A 17,086-nucleotide genomic window follows, 5' to 3' on the forward strand; every position below is an offset into this window, starting at 1 on the left:
GTCAGGCTTCAAACACCCCTAGTTGTCGCAGCAGTCCGAGGTTGTCCCAGTTCCACCAGGCCTCCGCGATCCTGCCGTCCTTGCAGCGGAACGTCGCGTGTCCGGTGCCGGAGACGTCCTTGTTCGTGGGCTCCATGCCCTGGTACGCGCCGGTGTGCTTGCCCTGGAAGGTCAGCCGACAGGTCACCGTGTCACCTTCGGCGATCATGTCCTCCACCGTGATCCGGGGGCTGAAGGCGTCCGTGATCTCGCCCTTCTCCCGCTTGGCCTGCGTGAGGTCCATGTCGTAGGACGAGAGGGAGGGGTCGTGCTCGCGGTAGTCGGCCGTGCACAGCTCGTCCGCGAGGTCGGGGTTGTTGTTGTTGACCACCTCGTCGAAGAAGCGCTGGCACAAGAGCTTGTTGAGCTGTTCGTCGCGTACGACATCGAGGTCCGTGAACGTGGGCATCCCGTCGCAGGCGGCGACCATTTCCTCGAAGATGCGGTTGGTCTCGGGGAGGTTGGAGTTCTTCATCGCCTCCTCGTGGGACGGAAACTCCACGATCTCGACGACGTGCGTGGAGTCGGAGCGGTCCCGGCCGACGATCGCATGCGTGGCGGTCCGCTTGCCCTGGGTCGCGACGACCCAGTCGTCCATCAACCGGTTGAGTTGATCGACGTTGCTGGTCTTGCAGTCGATGAGCTGGACGAAGGTCATGAGTCACTCCTGTGTGAAGAGCGACCGTGCTAACCGATGAGTCGATTTCAGGCTATACCCGGCGTGTTAGGGCGTCGCGCCGGGGCTTCTTGATGGCCAGGGTGCGGCGTGCGGTCAGGCTTTGACGACGATGGAGCCGCAGACCTTGTCCGCGAAGCACTGCTTCTTGGTGTCCCAGATTGGCCAGAGCCAGCACGCCGAAGGCCCCGTGCTCGTGTTTCCCGCCACCGCGTGGGAGCGTTCGTGTACGAGCTACGGGGCCCTGAACTGCCGTAAGGCGTAAGGCTTGAGGCGTTACGACTTCTTGATGACCACCGTGCTCGCTACCTTGTCGTGCCAGCCCTGGAGGCGCTGGGCGCCGTCCCAGAACGGGGACAGGTAGACGAGCAAGGCACCGATACCGCAGGTGAGGAACTGGCCGAGCTGGGGGATGAGCACGCGCAGGAAGCCGCTGAGCGCGCCGGGCGCCTGGCCGGTGTCGATCTTGATGACCTTGACCTTGAGAGCCATCTTGCCGAGGGTCGCACCGGCGAACGCCACCATCAGCCACTCGTAGAGCAGCGTGACGAGTACGAGGGCGGCGATGGCGCCGAACCATACGGCCACGATGCCGGAGGCGGCCTCGTTGACACAGGCGTCGTAGCCCGGGTCCATGTAGGAGCCGCAGTCCTCGGCGTCCGAGACCAGGCCCATCGCGCCGAACACACCGGCCAGCATGAAGATGAGGTAGAGGAGGCCGATGATGACGCCGTCGATCAGGCGCGCCGCGAAGCGCATGCCCATGCTGGCGAGCTGTACGGTGCCGAGCCCCGGAATGGTCACGACGTTGAGGCCGGCAGGCACATTGCCGCCCGGGCCCTGCGGGTAACCCGGGTACGCCTGGCCCTGCTGCTGCGGGTAGCCGTACCCCTGCTGCGGCGGCACGCCCTGCGGGGCCTGCTGCGGGTAGCCGTAGCCGGGCTGACCCTGGGGCTGCTGGGGGTAGCCGTAGGGCTGGCCGCCCTGGGGCGGCTGCTGGGGCTGCTGCCCGTACGGGTTGTTCGGGTCGCCGAAGCTCATGGCTGTTGTTTCCTCCGTTGACGTGCGGGGACTACGCGGTTGGTACGGAGGAGCTGAGCGGTACTTCGGTTGTCCCCCCGTGCACTGCCCGCGGCACTGCGCCGCTCATCGTTCTAAACGCGTGGCGTGTTTGTCCAGCCACGGCCTGAAGAGTTGTGCAAGTGCAACACAGGGTGAGGTCTCGGCCCGGTGCGGCCCGGATTGGAGCGTGGGGCGGTTCATCCGCGAGGATGGGGACATGACCGCCCAGATTCTCGATGGCAAGGCCACCGCCGCAGCGATCAAGGCCGACCTCGTCCGCCGTGTGGAAGCGCTGAAGGCGCGGGGTGTCACCCCCGGCCTCGGCACCGTGCTCGTCGGGGAGGATCCCGGCAGCCAGAAGTACGTCGCGGGCAAGCACCGCGACTGCGCGCAGGTGGGCATCGCGTCCATCCAGCGCGAACTGCCCGCCACCGCCACACAGGACGAGATCGAGGCGGTCGTGCGCGAGCTGAACGAGGACCCGCACTGCACGGGTTACATCGTGCAGCTGCCGCTCCCCAAGGGCATCGACGAGAACCGCATCCTGGAGCTCATCGACCCCGCCAAGGACGCGGACGGCCTGCACCCCATGAACCTCGGCCGCCTCGTCCTCAACGAGCCGGCGCCGCTGCCCTGCACCCCGTACGGCGTGATCCAGCTGCTGAGGCAGTTCGGGGTGGAGATCAACGGGGCGCACGTGGTCGTCGTCGGCCGGGGCGTGACCATCGGGCGGTCGCTGCCGCTGCTGCTCACCCGCAAGTCGGAGAACGCGACCGTGACGCAGTGCCACACCGGCACCCGTGACCTCGCCGCCCAGCTGCGCCAGGCCGACATCATCGTGGCCGCGGCCGGCTCCCCGCACCTGATCAAGCCGGAGGACGTACGGCCGGGCGCCGCGGTGCTCGACGTCGGCGTCAGCCGGGACGAGAGCGGCAGGATCGTCGGCGATGTGCACCCGGGCGTCGCCGAGGTCGCGGGCTGGCTGTCGCCCAACCCGGGTGGCGTGGGCCCGATGACGCGGGCGCAGCTGCTGGTCAATGTCGTTGAGGCGGCGGAGCTTGCGGCGGACGCAAAGGGTGCGCGGTGACATGGGTGCGTCCGTGAGCGAAGAGGCCCGGGAACCCCGGGAACAGGCCCAGGAACCCCGGAAGAAGTCGCGGCGGTTCCCGTCGATCACCCGGGACACCGCGCGGCCCGAGGGCGGTGGCCGCGCCGCCGCCGGGGACGCGCCCGCGCCCGCACGCCAGTGGCCGATGCTGACGGTTCTCGGCCTGACCGGAATCGGGCTGCTGCTCACGGCGTTCGACCTCTTCCGGGTCGGCACGATCCTGATCGGCGTCGCCCTGCTCGCGGGTGCCGTGCTGCGCTGGGTGCTGCCCTCGGTGGGCATGCTGGCGGTCCGCTCCCGCTTCACCGACATGGTGACGTACGGGCTCTTGGGCCTGGTGATCGTGCTGCTCGCGCTGATGGCGCAGCCGGACGGCCTGGAGATCCCGTTCCTGGAGGGGATCCTGCACTTCACGGTGACCAATTAGGTGACCAATTAGGGGCACGCCGCAACGAAGACGGCGCCCGTCCTCTCCCCCGAGGGAGGACGGGCGCCGTCGGTTTTGGGGGCGGGTCGCAGGCGTGCTCCCGCGTTGCGTTCCCGCCCGGAATCCAGAGTCATGGACGCGACAACGGGGGATCAAGGGCGGCCTGGTGCCTGTGACGCGGAAGTGACCATTCCGACACGGTGTGTCCGGGCGGCAACGATCTTTACGAGCCCGTAATGGCGTTCTTGCCAGGGCGTCAGGCCGGGGTGTGCGAGGCCGTGCGGGCGTGTGGTCACGGGCTACGTGTGGCGCATCCGTACGGCGGTGGGAGACTGACGGCGTACTCACGGGCGCGCGCCGGGGCGCGCACGGGGTCATGCGTGCAACTGTTCGCCCCCGCCGAGGGAACTGACCTGCCGGGCACGGCCATCCCCCTGGGTAGTCAGGACGCGGGTACGGCAGGCAGCACGCGCGGGGGTCGTCACGTCGGACGCGGGGGGACAGGGGAGAAGGGGGGAAGTATGCCTCGTTGGAAGGCACTGCCGGAGGAACTCGATCCGCAGGTACGGGAGTTCGCGAGCCAGCTGCGGCGGCTCGTCGACCGCAGCGGTCTGAGCATCGCCGCGCTCTCGGACCGCACCGGGTACAGCAAGACGTCCTGGGAGCGGTATCTGAACGGCCGGCTGCTCGCGCCCAAGGGTGCGATCGTCGCCCTGGCCGAGGTCACCGGCACCAATCCGATGCACCTCACCACGATGTGGGAGCTGGCGGAGCGGGCCTGGAGCCGGTCCGAGATGCGGCACGACATGACCATGGAGGCGATCCGCATCTCCCAGGCGCGCGCCGCCCTGGGGGAGTTCGGGCCGCAGCCGGACGCGAAGGCGCGCGGTGGGGGCGCGGGCGCCGGGGGGCGTGGACGGCAGCGCGGCGGCCGCGCCGCGACGGGTGCGCCCGCCGCGCCCGCCGCACCTTCCGCGCCCGCAGTACCGTCCGCGCGCCCCCCGGCGTCCGCGTACCCCCACGGCCCCGTGGGCCCCTCGGGCACCCCGCGGGACGCCGTGCCCGGGGGAGCGGGTGCGGGCCTGTCCGGCGGTGGGCCGCGGAAGGGGCGGAAGGGGCGGAAGGGGCGCAAGGGGGTGGCGGTCCTCGTCGCCGTCGTCCTGGTCCTGGCGGTGGCCGCCGCCGCGCTGTACCTCACCGGCTTCGGGTTCGGCGGGGGCGAGCCGGAGGCGAAGCCGTCCCCGGCGCCGACGAGCAGCGCGCCGAAGCTGCCCGACGGCGTGAAGTGCGTGGGCGCGGACTGCACCGGTGAGGACCCCGAACTGATGGAGTGCAGCGGCGAGTTGGCGCTGACGTCGACCAGCGTCACCGTCGGCACCGCCCTCGTCGAGGTCCGCTACAGCGAGACCTGCGGCGCCGCCTGGGCCCGCATCACCCGGGCCGCACCCGGCGACACGGTGCGGATCACGGACTCGGGCGCGGCGTCAGACGGCCAGGACGGGCAGGACGGCCAGGACGGCCAGACCGGTGAGGTCGACGCGGACGGGGGCGCGTACACGCCGATGGTGGCCGTGGGGTCCGCCGCGGACGCGAAGGCCTGCGCGACGCTTGCCTCCGGCCTGGAGGGTTGTACGGGGGCTGGGGGCTGAGGTGGGGGCTTTTCCCCCCCCCGCCCCTTCCCGAAAGTCCTGCGGACAGCTTCGGGGCTCCGCCCCGGACCCCGTATCGCGCTGAGGCGCTCGTCCTCAAGCGCCGGACGGGCTGATTTATCAGCCTCGCGCATGTCCCGCCGTAATCCGGGCAGGCGACGAAACGCCCCCCCACGGGAACGCAGGTGGACGGCGGCGGCCGTCGTCACGGACGGCCGTCGCCGCTGCGGGTGGTGTGGGCCGGGCCACACGGGTCCGGCGGTGCGGGTCCGGCGGGGCGGTATAGCCTGACCGGTGGATCTCTCTTGACGCCAAGAGATCGATCATCGAGAAGCCATCGGCGATCGGTACGGCGGCCGTACGGAGATCCCGCACCCCGGGGCAGGGCCCCAACCGCCAGCTGTCTTAACGGAGATCGCCATGACCCGCACTCCCGTGAATGTCACCGTCACCGGCGCGGCCGGCCAGATCGGCTACGCGCTGCTCTTCCGCATCGCCTCCGGCCACCTGCTCGGCGCGGACGTGCCGGTCAAGCTGCGCCTCCTGGAGATCCCGCAGGGCGTCAAGGCCGCCGAGGGCACCGCCATGGAGCTCGACGACTGCGCGTTCCCGCTGCTCAAGGGCATCGACATCTTCGACGACCCGAACCAGGGCTTCGAGGGTGCCAACGTCGCGCTGCTCGTCGGCGCCCGCCCGCGTACCAAGGGCATGGAGCGCGGCGACCTGCTCGCCGCCAACGGCGGCATCTTCAAGCCGCAGGGCAAGGCCATCAACGACCACGCCGCGGACGACATCAAGGTCCTCGTCGTCGGCAACCCGGCCAACACCAACGCCCTGATCGCCCAGGCCGCCGCCCCGGACGTACCGGCCGAGCGCTTCACCGCGATGACCCGCCTCGACCACAACCGCGCCCTGACGCAGCTGGCCCAGAAGACCGGCTCCTCCGTCGAGGACATCAAGCGCCTCACCATCTGGGGCAACCACTCGGCGACCCAGTACCCGGACATCTTCCACGCGGAGATCGCCGGCAAGAACGCCGCCGAGGTCGTGAACGACGAGGCGTGGCTGGCCGACACCTTCATCCCGACCGTCGCCAAGCGCGGCGCCGCGATCATCGAGGCCCGTGGCGCGTCCTCGGCCGCCTCCGCCGCGAACGCCGCCATCGACCACGTGCACACCTGGGTCAACGGCACCGCCGAGGGCGACTGGACCTCCATGGGCATCCCGTCCGACGGTTCGTACGGCGTCCCGGAGGGCCTGATCTCCTCCTTCCCCGTCACCACCAAGGACGGCAAGTACGAGATCGTCCAGGGCCTGGACATCAACGAGTTCTCGCGCGCCCGCATCGACGCCTCCGTCAAGGAGCTCGCCGAGGAGCGCGAGGCGGTCCGCGGTCTCGACCTGCTCTGAGCCCCGCCCCCGCTGGCACTTCCGCCTCCGCCCCGGCGGCCGTTCGACGGCCGCCGGGGCGGAGGCTTTTTTCGTACGCCGTATCGCTCCGGCTCCTCTATGCTGTGACCTCGCACACAACGGATCGTCAACTCATGTGTGGCGTACGGCAGTTGAGTCACAGGGGGAGCGTTGTCGCAGCAGGCGCAGGTGCCGCCACAGTCAGGACCGGTCGAGCCCGCGGGGGACGGACTGCCGCCCGCGCTCCCGGTCACCCCGCCCGGCGCCAGCGAGGCCACCCGGCTGCTGTGCGCGGGCAGCTACCTGGACGAGGCGTACCGCAACGCGGTCATCGACGAGCTGTACGTCCACGAGGAGCGCATCGCCGCCCCCTCGCTGGGCTTCGACGCGGCGCGCGTCCTCGCGCACGCGCTGCGCGCCCGGCGGCTCGAACTGGGCTGGGCGGCGGGGATCCTCTTCCTGTGGATCATCGGCGTGGTCCTCAGCGAGTACCTGCTGTTCCTCTTCCTGATGCCCTCGCTGCTGCTCTTCCTCGCCGGGAAGATCCGCGGCCCGGCCGAACACCCGCCGGTCTGGCGGCGCTTCCCCGCCTGGTGGCTGAAGTGGTACGGGCGGCTGCTGCTGCTTTTCGCGCTCGTCACCCTGGTCACGGTGGTGGCCGAGGGTGGGGGCGTGAGCGTCGCCGGGTTCCTCGCGGAGGTCATGCCCGACACCTTCTCCGAGGTGATCCTCGCGTTCGACTCCGGCGGCGGGGTCAAGCCCTTCCACGCCTGGGTCTGTCTGGCGACGCTGCTGCTCGTCGCGGCCTGTGTCGCCGCCCAGCGCGGCCAGTTCGCCCGTGCCCTCGCGGGTGAGCTGCACCCGAAGAAGTTCGGCGACATGGCGGCCGACCCGGCGGAGCGGGCGGAGGGAGGCCGGTTCCAGCGGCTGCGCAGGCGCATCAGGACCGAGCAGCACGCCCCGCTCGTCATGTACCAGGCCGCGCGCCCCTTCTGCGGCGCGGGCGAGCCGTACGACTCCTGGACGCTCGCCGTCGAACTGCGGCCCGACCCGGAGCGGACGCAGCTGGCGCTGAGCAACCGCGTGATCCTGGAGGCGGTGCGTCCGCTGCTCGCCGAACTCCGAGTGCCCGCCCCGCACGCGGCGGGCGGCGTCCGCGACCGGCTGCGCCAGCTGCAGATCGACGAGTGCGTGTTCCTGCCGGTGGACGGGCTGCCGAAGCGCGACCTCGCGCCCTACGACGAGGAGTCGTTCCTCGTGCACCGGGGCGAGTCGGTGGAGGAGGGCGGCGAGACGCGGCGGCACTTCCTGCGCATCCGGGTCGGCGGCTGGGAGGAGGAGGTCGTCACCACCGTGTTCGTACGGGTGCACACGCAGGGCGGCATGCTGATGCTGGAGATCGCCCCGCACGTCCTGCTCCCGATCCGCAAGGACTTCGAGAACGCCGACCGGATCGCGCACCAGTACCGCCACAACAGCCTGTTCGGCAAGGCCGTCTGGGCGCTCGCGCGTACGCCGCGCTCCCTCGTGTCCGCGCTCACCACCCTCGGCCGGGGCCTCGCCTTCTCCTGGCACATCCTCACCGGCGGCCATGGCGCGGCGATGCCCGACGGGCCCGCGGTCTCGGTGCGCGAGCTGGGCTCGGACGGCGAGTCCTCGCTCTTCCAGGACATGGACGTACGCCGCTATCTGAAGTCCGTGCAGGACCGGGTGGCGAACGGGGTGCGGAGCGCGCTGCGGGACGCCGGGTACCGCACCGAAGAGTTCGCCCAGAAGATCGTGAACGTCAGCGGCGGCGGCACGCTCATCGAGAACGCCAGCGGTGCCTTCGCCGTCGGCGACCACAACACCATCACCAACCAGACGACGCAGCCCGGTAGTTCGGGCTCGGAGTTCACCAAGCCAGGGGGAGAGTCGAGTGACAGCGAATGAGGAGCCGGGCACGGGCGGCGGCGTCCACATCAGCAACGTGCAGGGCGCCTTCGCCGTCGGCGACAACAACAGCGTCGTCAACCAGCAGGCGGGCACGCCCCCGCGCGACCCCGCGCAGGAGGAGCTGCTGCGCGCGGTACGGGAACTCCGCGCCGACCTCGCCCGGCAGGTGCCGAACGACGAGACGGCCGCGCTCGACGCCGAACTCGAAGGCGCGCAGGGCGAGATCGAGCAGACCGGCCAGGCCGGGCCCGGCCGGATCGCGCGGCTGCGCCAGGCGCTCTCGGACGCGGGCACGGTGACCGGCCTGCTCGCCTCGGCCGTGGCGGTCTCGCAGGCCGTCGGCGTGATCGTCGGGGGCTGAGCGTGGCGGACCAGGGCCAGGGCGGGGTGCGCTGGAACCCCGAGACGCAGAGCTGGGACACCGGCGGACCGCAGCCCGCCCCGTACACCCCGCCGCCCCCGCCGCGCCCCGAGCACGCGCCGGGAGCGGCCGAACAGGGGCCGGGCGCCCCGGAGTCCGGGCCTTCGCCGTACCCCCGGCCCGAGTACGGGCCGGAACCGCAGCAGCCGCCGTGGTTCCGGCGGGGTGCCGTCGTCGGCTCGGTGGTCGTCGCCGTGCTCGCGGCGGGCGTCGGCTCGTATCTGCTGTGGGGCGGGGGTGAGGAGCCCGCGCCGGACGCCAAGCCCTCGGCCTCGGCGAGCGCGAGCTCCTTGCCCGCGGAGAGCGGGGAGCCGACGGCCGAGCCGAGCCCCTCGGAGTCCGCGTCACCCTCGGCCTCGGCCCCGCCCGGGTACCGCATGGTCGACGAGGCCGAGTTCAGGCTGGCCGTGCCCGAGGACTGGGAGCGCCGGACGGAGGAGGGCAAGAACGGCGTCACGCTCTACTACTACGAGGCGCCCGCGGGCCCCGAGCGGATCCAGGTCTTCCGCGTGACGGAGGCGGACGCGACTCCGATGAGCACGGTCGAGCTGGCCGAGAAGGATCTGAAGCGGCTGCCGGGGTACGAGCGGAACTCGCTCGGGGAGGTGGGGGAGGGGGCGGAGCTGGACTACTCGTACACGAGCGAGGAGTGGGCCATGGACCTGCGCACCCTCGACCGCGTCGTGCCGGCGGGCCCGGAGGGTTCCACGTTGTGGGCGGTCCTGAGCATTGGTCCGGAGGGCGACTGGCCTGGCCAGCGGCAGGTTCTGGAGGATGCGCTGGGGGCGTTCGGGCCCCGGTGATCTTCCCCTACCCGCCCCTTCCCGAAGTCTTGCCAGACGGGCCTCCTCAAACGCCGGAGGGGCTGAATTTTCAGCCCGTCCGGCGTTTGAGGACGAGCGCGGAGCGCGATACGGGGTCCGGGGCGGAGCCCCGACAGGGGCGCGGGGCTGTGACATTTGCGGCTGCGCCGCGGGGCGCGACCAGCCACGACGGCGCGGCAGCCGACCGACGGCCAGGAAAGGGGGTCCGGGGCGGAGCCCCGTGGCGGTCAGTCGAACTCGCCGATGTCGACCGTCTGATCCGCCGGAGGCACCCGTACGTCGACCGGCTCGTCGAACTCGGAGAAGGTCATGTCGATCTCGACACCCTTCGCGGGTTCGTCGGCCTCGACCTTGAGGGGGTACGGCTTGTCCTCGGTGGAGACGTACGTCTTGCCCGTCTGCGTCCCCCGGGTGACGTTCAGCACGATCGCGGGCCGCCCGTCGACCTCGGTGCGCTCGCCCTTCGTGACCGTGGCGGCCTCGGCCTTGCCGGACCGCTCGGTGATCTGCTCCTTGAAGGCGTTGAGGTCGCAGAGCTGGGCGATCTTCGCGCCGTCCTCGTCCCTGGCGCTGGTCTCCAGGTACTTGCCCTTGAGCAGCTGGGCCGCCGGGTCACCGCCGAGATGCGGCGCCTGCGTGGAGAGCCACCGCGCGTCCGGCTTGATCCACACCCGGTCCCCCTTGCGCAGGACCTCCATGCGGCCCTTGCCCCCCTGCTCCGTGACCGACCCGGTGCAGTTGTCCTGCGTGTCGTACGAGAGCTCGAAGGACGCGGGGGCGGGTTCGGCCATGCCCTTGATCTCCGCCTCGACATGCAGGGACTTCACGCTCTGTAGTGCTTCGCGGGCCTGGACGCCGATCTCCTGGGGGCTCTTGTCGGCGATGCCGTTGTCGTCGGCGACTGCCACGCCGGAGAGTCCGCCGACGAGAGCCATGGCACAGAGAGTGACACCGAATGTGCTGAAAGTTGCCTTATGGGCCTGGGGCATGGCAGTTCCTCCCGCCGGGAGATTCCGCAATAAACCGTACGACTCGGGCCTTTTGATCGCATGCGGAGTGACTCACGGCACTTTCGGCATGGGAACCGACATGCTTTTCGGCCCCGAGGGCAGGGAGATCGGATCACCTCAGTGACTCGGGGTGAACAAATCGGTAAACGGAAGGCAAGACGCGAAGTGTCGGCACAACAGACCATCCACGTGGACGGAGAGTGGCGTAACGCCGCCTCGGGGGCCACGCGCGAGATCCTCGACCCCGCGGATGCCAAGCCGTTCGCCGAAGTGGCGGAAGGTGACGCGAGCGACGCGGACGCCGCGATCGCCGCGGCCCGTAAGGCATTTGATCACGGTGCGTGGCCGGACACCCCGGTCGCCGAGCGGGCCGCCCTGCTGCGCCGGGTCGCGGACCTGCTCGTACGGGACCGGGAGAAGATCGGCCTCCTGGAGAGCCGGGACGCGGGCAAGACCGTCGAGGAGGGCCGCGTCGACGTCGACTGCGTCGCCGACGCCTTCCGCTACTTCGCGGACCTCGTCATCGGCGAGGGCGCGGGCCGCGTCGTGGACGCGGGCACGGACACCGTGCACAGCGTCGTCGTGCACGAGCCGGTCGGCGTCTGCGCGATGATCACGCCCTGGAACTACCCGCTGCTCCAGGCCAGTTGGAAGATCGCCCCGGCGCTCGCCGCGGGCAACACCTTCGTCATCAAGCCCAGCGAGATCACCCCGCTGACCACGGTCGCGCTGATCGAGCTGCTCGTCGAGGCCGGTCTGCCCGAGGGTGTCGCGAACATCGTCACCGGCCCCGGCCACAGCGTCGGCGCCCGCTTCGCCGACCACCCCGACGTCGACCTGATCTCCTTCACCGGCGGCCTCATCAGCGGTACGAAGGTGGCGCAGGCCGCCGCCGTCTCCGTCAAGAAGGTCGCCCTGGAGCTCGGCGGCAAGAACCCCAACGTGGTCTTCGCGGACGCCTGCGCCACCGACGAGGGCTTCGACACCGCCGTCGACCAGGCCCTCAACGCCGCGTTCATCCACAGCGGCCAGGTCTGCTCGGCCGGTGGCCGACTGATCATCGAGGAGTCGGTCCGGAGTCGCTTCGTCGCCGAACTCGCCTTGCGCGCCTCGAAGATCAAGCTCGGCCGCGGCACCGAGGAGGGCGTCGAGTGCGGCCCTCTCGTCTCGCAGCAGCAGCTCGACAAGACCGAGTACTACGTCGACTCGGCCCTGGAGGAGGGCGCCAAGCTGCTCACCGGGGGCAGGCGCCCCGAGCCCAGCGAAGTCCGGCCCGCCGAGGGCTACTTCTACGAGCCGACAGTCCTCGACAACTGCCACCGCGGGATGCGCGCGGTCCGCGAGGAGGTCTTCGGCCCGGTCCTCACCGTGGAGACCTTCACCACCGAGGACGAGGCGGTCGCCCTCGCCAACGACACCGAGTACGGCCTGGCCGGGGCCGTCTGGACCAGCGACTCGGGCCGCGCCCGCCGGATGGCCCGCCGGATGCGCCACGGCACGATCTGGATCAACGACTTCCACCCCTACCTGCCGCAGGCGGAGTGGGGCGGCTTCGGCAAGAGCGGCGTCGGCCGCGAACTCGGCCCGGCCGGCCTCGCCGAGTACCGCGAGTCCAAGCACGTCTACGAGAACCTCGCACCGGAGCCGGTGCGCTGGTTCGCGGGCTGATGTCACCGCGGGCGCCGTGAACTCCCTCGCGGCGCCCGCCCCTTAAGCGCAAGCACCTTGTGCACCACCCTCGCAGGAAGAGGAGCAGTACCTCCATGACCGGAACCGAGTTCGACTACGTCATCGTCGGCGGCGGCACCGCAGGATCCGTGATCGCGTCCCGCCTCACCGAGAACCCGGACGTCACCGTCGCCGTGATCGAGGGAGGCCCGTCCGACATCGACCGCGAGGACGTGCTGACCCTGCGCAAGTGGCTCGGCCTGCTCGGCGGCGAACTCGACTACGAGTACACGACCACCGAGCAGCCGCGCGGCAACTCGCACATCCTGCACAGCCGCGCCAAGGTCCTCGGCGGCTGCTCCTCGCACAACACGCTGATCTCCTTCAAGCCGCTGCCGTCCGACTGGGACGAGTGGGAGGAGGCGGGCGCCACCGGCTGGAACGCCAAGGCGATGGACCCCTACTTCGGCAAGCTGCGCAATAACGTGGTGCGCGTCGCCAAGAAGGACCAGAACCAGATAGCCACCGACTGGGTCGAGGCCACGAAGACCGCGCTCGGCGTGCCCGAGGTCGTCGGCTTCAACGACCAGCCCTTCGAGGAGGGCGTCGGCTTCTTCGACCTCTCGTACCACCCGGAGAACAACAAGCGCTCCTCCGCCTCCGTCGCCTACCTCCACCCGCACATGGAGGCCGGTGACCGCCCGAACCTCCACCTGTTCCTGGAGACCTGGGCGTACCGCCTTGAGCTCGACGGGACGACCGCGCGCGGTGTGCACGTCCGGGGCAAGGACGGCACGGAGCAGCTGCTCACCGCCCGCCGCGAAGTCCTCGTCTGCGCCGGTGCCGTGGACACCCCGCGGCTGCTCATGCACTCCGGCATCGGACCGAAGAAGGACCTCGAAGCGCTCGGCATCCCCGTCACGCTCGACCTGCCGGGCGTCGGCGAGAACCTCATCGACCACCCCGAGTCGGTCATCGTCTGGGAGACCGACGGGCCGATCCCGGACAACTCCGCGATGGACTCCGACGCGGGCCTGTTCGTGAAGCGGGACCCGGCCCACAAGGGCCCGGACCTGATGTTCCACTTCTACCAGATCCCGTTCACGGACAACCCGGAGCGCCTCGGCTACGAGCGCCCCGAGCACGGCGTCTCCATGACCCCGAACATCCCCAAGTCCCGCGCCCGCGGCCGCCTCTACCTGACTTCGGCCGACCCCGAGGCCAAGCCGGCCCTGGACTTCAAGTACTTCGAGGACGAGGGTGACTACGACGGGCGGACGCTCGTCGACGGCATCAAGCTGGCCCGCAAGGTCGCCGAGGCCGAGCCGTTCAAGAAGTGGCTCAAGCGCGAGGTCTTCCCCGGCCCCGACGTCACCGAGGACGCCGAGATCAGCGAACTCGTCCGCAAGGCCGCACACACCGTCTACCACCCGGCCGGCACCTGCCGCATGGGTGCCGTGGACGACCAACTCGCCGTAGTGTCCCCGGACTTGACGATCCGCGGCCTCGATGGCATCCGTATCGCCGACGCGTCCGTCTTCCCGACGATGCCCGCAGTGAACCCGATGATCGGGGTGCTGATGGTGGGGGAGAAATGCGCGGACCTGCTGACCGGGAGTGATCTCCGATGACCACCACCAAGAACACCGGGGCCACCAAGAACACCGGGGCCACCAAGAACACCGGGGCCACCGAGCCGACCGCCGCCGACCCCGCCGCGCCCGCCTTCGCCGTACGTGACCTGTGGAAGGTCTTCGGCCCCAAGGCGGACCGCATACCGGGCAACCCCGAGTACCGGATCCTGTCCACCGCCGAGCTGCGCGAGAAGACCGGCTGCACGGCCGCCGTCCGGGACGTCGACTTCGACGTGCAGCGCGGCGAGGTCTTCGTCGTCATGGGCCTGTCCGGCTCCGGCAAGTCCACCCTCGTACGCACCCTGACCCGGCTGATCGAGCCGACCTCCGGGTCCATCGCCATGGACGGCGAGGACGTCCTCGGCATGGACAAGAACCGGCTGCGGGAACTGCGCCGCCGCCAGACCGCGATGGTCTTCCAGAACTTCGGCCTCCTGCCGCACCGCAGCGTCCTCGACAACGTCGCGTACGGCCTGGAGATCCAGGGCGTCGGCAAGGCCGAGCGGCGCGCCAAGGCGCAGGAGATCGTCGAGAAGGTCGGCCTCGCCGGTATGGAGGAGCGCCGGCCCGGTCAGCTCTCCGGCGGCCAGCAGCAGCGTGTGGGCCTGGCCCGCGCCCTCGCCGTCGACCCCGAAGTGCTGCTCTTCGACGAGCCGTTCAGCGCCCTCGACCCGCTGATCCGCCGGGACATGCAGGAGGAGGTCATCCGCCTGCACCGCGAAGAGGGCCGCACCATGGTCTTCATCACCCACGACCTCAGCGAGGCGCTGCGCCTCGGCGACCGCATCATGCTGATGCGGGACGGCGCGATCGTGCAGCTCGGCACGCCCGAGGAGATCGTCGCCAACCCGGCCGACGACTACGTCCGCGACTTCGTCCGGGACGTGCCGCGCGAACAGGTCATCTCCGTGCGCCGCGCGATGCGCCCGGCCGACGCGGCCGAGTCCGCCACGGGCACCGAACTCGCCCCCGACACCCTCGTCGTCGACGCCATCGAGGCCGTCGCGAACAGCGGCGAGCCCTGCCGCGTCGTCGAGGACGGCCGCACCCTCGGCATCGTCGACCACGAGCGGCTGCTCGCCGTGGTCGCCGGTATCGACGGCGGCAGCGATACGGAGGGCAAGGAGGTGGCTGCCATATGAGTTCCGCCCCTGCCCCCGCCCTGGAGGACAAGGCCCCGCCGGCGCAGCTCGCGCCCGCGGGCGCCGCGAAGGAGCCCGGCTTCCTGGCCCGGCTCGCCGGCCATCCCAAGGCCGCCCTTCTGACCGTCGCTGTACTCGTCGCGGTTGTCAGCGCGCTGGTCACCAGCAGCGGTACCTGGCCGGGCGGCTGGACCTTCGGTATCCGATCGCCGCTGAGCGACGCGGAAAGCTGGTTGGCCAACAACCGCGAGAGTCATCCGATTTTCCTGTACTTCCTGCTGCACATCAGCAACGCAGCGGAGTCTTCCGTGGACACGTTGGTCACGTTCCTGGAGACCCTCGGTGTCTTTGGTGTGACCGTCGCGGCGGTACTCATCGCCTGGGTGGCGGGCGGCGCGGATCTCAGCCGCCGCGCGCTGCGTACCGCGGGCACCGCGCTCGGCGCCTTCGTGGTGATCGGGCTGCTCGGCATGTGGGAACCGGCGATGGAGACCCTCGGCCTGATGGTGGTCTGCGTGGCAGCCGCGGCCATCGTCGGTGCCTTGCTCGGGCTCTGGGCCGGGCTCTCGGACCGCGGCCAGCGCATCCTGCGCCCGGTCTTCGACACCATGCAGGTCCTTCCTGCCTTCTCTTATCTGCTGCCGTTCGTGCTGATCTTCGGCGTCGACGTCCCTTCGGCCTTTGTCGCCACGGTTATCTACGCGGCTCCGCCGATGGCCCGGCTGACCGCGCTCGGTCTGCGCGGCGCTGACAAGACCGCACTCGAGGCGTCGACTTCACTGGGTGCGAACTCCTGGCAGCAGCTGTGGACCGCACGCCTGCCGCTGGCCCGCAGGCAGATGCTGCTCGGCCTCAACCAGACGATCATGATGTGTCTGTCGATGGTCGTGCTCGCCTCGGTGGTTGGTGTCTCCGGCCTGGGCGCGGAAATCTACACCGCGCTCTCCACTGTGGACACCGGCCTCGCGCTGTCGCCCGGTATCGCAATCGTGCTGATCGCAATCTGGTTGGACCGTACGACGGCGGCGGCGGGCGAGCGGCTCGACGACCCGTGCCAAGGCAAGGGTGGTCCGAAGACCTGGTTCGTCTGGCTGGGCGTCATCGCTCTGACCACCGCGGGCACCGTGCTCGGCTCGATACTCGGCAAGCAGGAGTGGCCTGACACCTGGGTCATCGCCATCGCGGCCCCGGTCAACGCCGTGGTCGACTGGGTCGAGACCACCGTCGGCTCCGGCGTCCCGGTGGTAGGCGGCACCATCACATTGGCCTCCGGCTTCGCGACGTATGTCATCAATCCGGTGCGTGACGGCCTCGAGGCCACCCCCTGGTGGGCGTTGCTTCTGGTCGCCGGAGTCCTCGCCTATCTGGCGGGCCGCTGGCGGGCTGCGGTCACCACCGTGCTCGCCCTTGGTGTCATCGGAGGTATGGGCCTGTGGACCCGTTCGCTCGACACCCTTTCCGTAGTCCTCGCGGCTCTCGCCCTCACCCTGCTGCTCGGTTTCGCGATCGGTACCTTCGCGGCGCGCGTCGGCTGGGTGGAGCGGGCGATCCGACCGGTGCTCGACACTCTGCAGACCATGCCGCAGTTCGTCTACATGATCCCGGCGATCGCCCTGTTCCACGGCGGCCGGACGGCCGGTGTCGTGGCGGCCGTGCTCTACGCACTGCCCGCGGTCATCCGCATCACCACCCAGGGCATCAACCAGATCGACCCCTCGGCGCTCGAGGCGTCCCGCTCGCTCGGCTCCACCACGGGGCAGCAACTGCGTCAGGTGCAGCTGCCGTTGGCGCGCTCGTCCCTCCTGCTCGCCGTCAACCAGGGCGTCGTACTGGTCCTGTCGATGGTCGTGATCACGGGCATGATCGGCGCCGGCGCGCTCGGCGTGGACGTGGTCACCGGTCTGGCGAAGGACGATCTGGCCCTCGGTCTGACGTCCGGTATCGCGATCGTGTGCCTCGGCATCCTTCTGGACCGAATCTCGCAGCCGGGTGCCGACGTCAAGGGGGACACCTCGCGGTGACCGCACGACCGACAGGGGCGTAGCCCCTGCCGCCGTAGTTCTCCTCAATCTCGCTACGTA

Annotated in this window: 14 protein-coding genes; 11 read left to right on the forward strand and 3 right to left on the reverse strand. The window is 70.3% G+C overall.

Annotation, left to right across the window (positions count from 1 at the left end; translation table 11 throughout):
- Position 1 precedes the first annotated feature (1 nt).
- Positions 2-697, reverse strand: coding sequence for an ester cyclase (locus QIT00_RS14590; RefSeq protein WP_282535654.1), 696 nt, complete (start codon positions 695-697; stop codon positions 2-4).
- 294 nt (positions 698-991) lie between these two features.
- Positions 992-1,756, reverse strand: coding sequence for an RDD family protein (locus QIT00_RS14595; protein WP_282535655.1), 765 nt, complete (start codon positions 1,754-1,756; stop codon positions 992-994).
- A gap of 238 nt (positions 1,757-1,994) precedes the next feature.
- On the opposite strand from QIT00_RS14595, the gene QIT00_RS14600 reads away from it, so the two are divergent.
- The 7 genes from QIT00_RS14600 to QIT00_RS14630 all read left to right on the forward strand — a co-directional run bounded on the left by QIT00_RS14600 (position 1,995) and on the right by QIT00_RS14630 (position 9,530).
- A complete protein-coding gene (locus tag QIT00_RS14600) occupies positions 1,995-2,864 on the forward strand; it encodes a bifunctional methylenetetrahydrofolate dehydrogenase/methenyltetrahydrofolate cyclohydrolase (RefSeq protein WP_282535656.1) in 870 nt (289 codons plus the stop codon).
- A gap of 1 nt (position 2,865) precedes the next feature.
- Complete coding sequence (locus QIT00_RS14605; RefSeq protein WP_282535657.1) at positions 2,866-3,312, forward strand: DUF3017 domain-containing protein; 447 nt, start codon at positions 2,866-2,868, stop codon at positions 3,310-3,312.
- Positions 3,313-3,833: 521 nt separating this feature from the next.
- Entirely contained in the window at positions 3,834-4,961 is a 1,128-nt protein-coding gene (locus QIT00_RS14610; protein ID WP_282535658.1) for a helix-turn-helix domain-containing protein, read from the forward strand.
- Positions 4,962-5,381: 420 nt separating this feature from the next.
- Positions 5,382-6,371, forward strand: coding sequence for a malate dehydrogenase (locus tag QIT00_RS14615; RefSeq protein ID WP_282535659.1), 990 nt, complete (start codon positions 5,382-5,384; stop codon positions 6,369-6,371).
- A gap of 171 nt (positions 6,372-6,542) precedes the next feature.
- Entirely contained in the window at positions 6,543-8,303 is a 1,761-nt protein-coding gene (locus QIT00_RS14620; RefSeq protein WP_408909772.1) for a hypothetical protein, read from the forward strand.
- Positions 8,290-8,667 carry a hypothetical protein gene (locus QIT00_RS14625; protein ID WP_282535660.1) on the forward strand — a complete coding sequence of 126 codons (378 nt, stop codon included), beginning with the start codon at positions 8,290-8,292 and terminating at the stop codon, positions 8,665-8,667. Before QIT00_RS14620 ends, QIT00_RS14625 begins: the two co-directional genes overlap by 14 nt.
- 2 nt (positions 8,668-8,669) lie before the next feature.
- Positions 8,670-9,530 carry a hypothetical protein gene (locus QIT00_RS14630; RefSeq protein WP_282535661.1) on the forward strand — a complete coding sequence of 287 codons (861 nt, stop codon included), beginning with the start codon at positions 8,670-8,672 and terminating at the stop codon, positions 9,528-9,530.
- A gap of 248 nt (positions 9,531-9,778) precedes the next feature.
- On the opposite strand, the gene QIT00_RS14635 is transcribed toward QIT00_RS14630, so the two are convergent.
- Positions 9,779-10,486, reverse strand: a complete 708-nt coding sequence (locus tag QIT00_RS14635) for a hypothetical protein (RefSeq protein ID WP_282535662.1) — start codon at positions 10,484-10,486, stop codon at positions 9,779-9,781.
- A 240-nt stretch (positions 10,487-10,726) separates the two neighbouring features.
- On the opposite strand from QIT00_RS14635, the gene QIT00_RS14640 reads away from it, so the two are divergent.
- The 4 genes from QIT00_RS14640 (at position 10,727) to QIT00_RS14655 (ending at position 17,026) form a co-directional block, all read left to right on the forward strand.
- A complete protein-coding gene (locus tag QIT00_RS14640) occupies positions 10,727-12,229 on the forward strand; it encodes an aldehyde dehydrogenase family protein (protein WP_282535663.1) in 1,503 nt (500 codons plus the stop codon).
- A 95-nt stretch (positions 12,230-12,324) separates the two neighbouring features.
- Complete coding sequence (locus tag QIT00_RS14645) at positions 12,325-13,860, forward strand: GMC family oxidoreductase (RefSeq protein WP_282535664.1); 1,536 nt, start codon at positions 12,325-12,327, stop codon at positions 13,858-13,860.
- A complete protein-coding gene (locus QIT00_RS14650) occupies positions 13,857-15,005 on the forward strand; it encodes a quaternary amine ABC transporter ATP-binding protein (RefSeq protein WP_282535665.1) in 1,149 nt (382 codons plus the stop codon). The genes QIT00_RS14645 and QIT00_RS14650 overlap by 4 nt, the downstream gene beginning before the upstream one ends.
- A complete protein-coding gene (locus QIT00_RS14655) occupies positions 15,002-17,026 on the forward strand; it encodes an ABC transporter permease (protein ID WP_282535666.1) in 2,025 nt (674 codons plus the stop codon). Before QIT00_RS14650 ends, QIT00_RS14655 begins: the two co-directional genes overlap by 4 nt.
- Positions 17,027-17,086 lie beyond the last annotated feature (60 nt).

Origin of the sequence: Streptomyces luteolus (genome assembly GCF_029968015.1) — a bacterium.
Lineage (GTDB): Bacteria > Actinomycetota > Actinomycetes > Streptomycetales > Streptomycetaceae > Streptomyces > Streptomyces luteolus.

What these genes read in the sequence shown, in the direction of transcription:
- QIT00_RS14600 (WP_282535656.1), top strand. Translation starts at nt 1,995, where the DNA reads ATGACCGCCCAGATTCTCGATGGCAAGGCCACCGCCGCAGCGATCAAG.
- QIT00_RS14615 (WP_282535659.1), top strand. Translation starts at nt 5,382, where the DNA reads ATGACCCGCACTCCCGTGAATGTCACCGTCACCGGCGCGGCCGGCCAG.
- QIT00_RS14590 (WP_282535654.1), bottom strand. Translation starts at nt 697, where the DNA reads ATGACCTTCGTCCAGCTCATCGACTGCAAGACCAGCAACGTCGATCAA.
- QIT00_RS14595 (WP_282535655.1), bottom strand. Translation starts at nt 1,756, where the DNA reads ATGAGCTTCGGCGACCCGAACAACCCGTACGGGCAGCAGCCCCAGCAG.
- QIT00_RS14655 (WP_282535666.1), top strand. Translation starts at nt 15,002, where the DNA reads ATGAGTTCCGCCCCTGCCCCCGCCCTGGAGGACAAGGCCCCGCCGGCG.
- QIT00_RS14650 (WP_282535665.1), top strand. Translation starts at nt 13,857, where the DNA reads ATGACCACCACCAAGAACACCGGGGCCACCAAGAACACCGGGGCCACC.
- QIT00_RS14645 (WP_282535664.1), top strand. Translation starts at nt 12,325, where the DNA reads ATGACCGGAACCGAGTTCGACTACGTCATCGTCGGCGGCGGCACCGCA.
- QIT00_RS14610 (WP_282535658.1), top strand. Translation starts at nt 3,834, where the DNA reads ATGCCTCGTTGGAAGGCACTGCCGGAGGAACTCGATCCGCAGGTACGG.
- QIT00_RS14605 (WP_282535657.1), top strand. Translation starts at nt 2,866, where the DNA reads ATGGGTGCGTCCGTGAGCGAAGAGGCCCGGGAACCCCGGGAACAGGCC.
- QIT00_RS14635 (WP_282535662.1), bottom strand. Translation starts at nt 10,486, where the DNA reads ATGGCTCTCGTCGGCGGACTCTCCGGCGTGGCAGTCGCCGACGACAAC.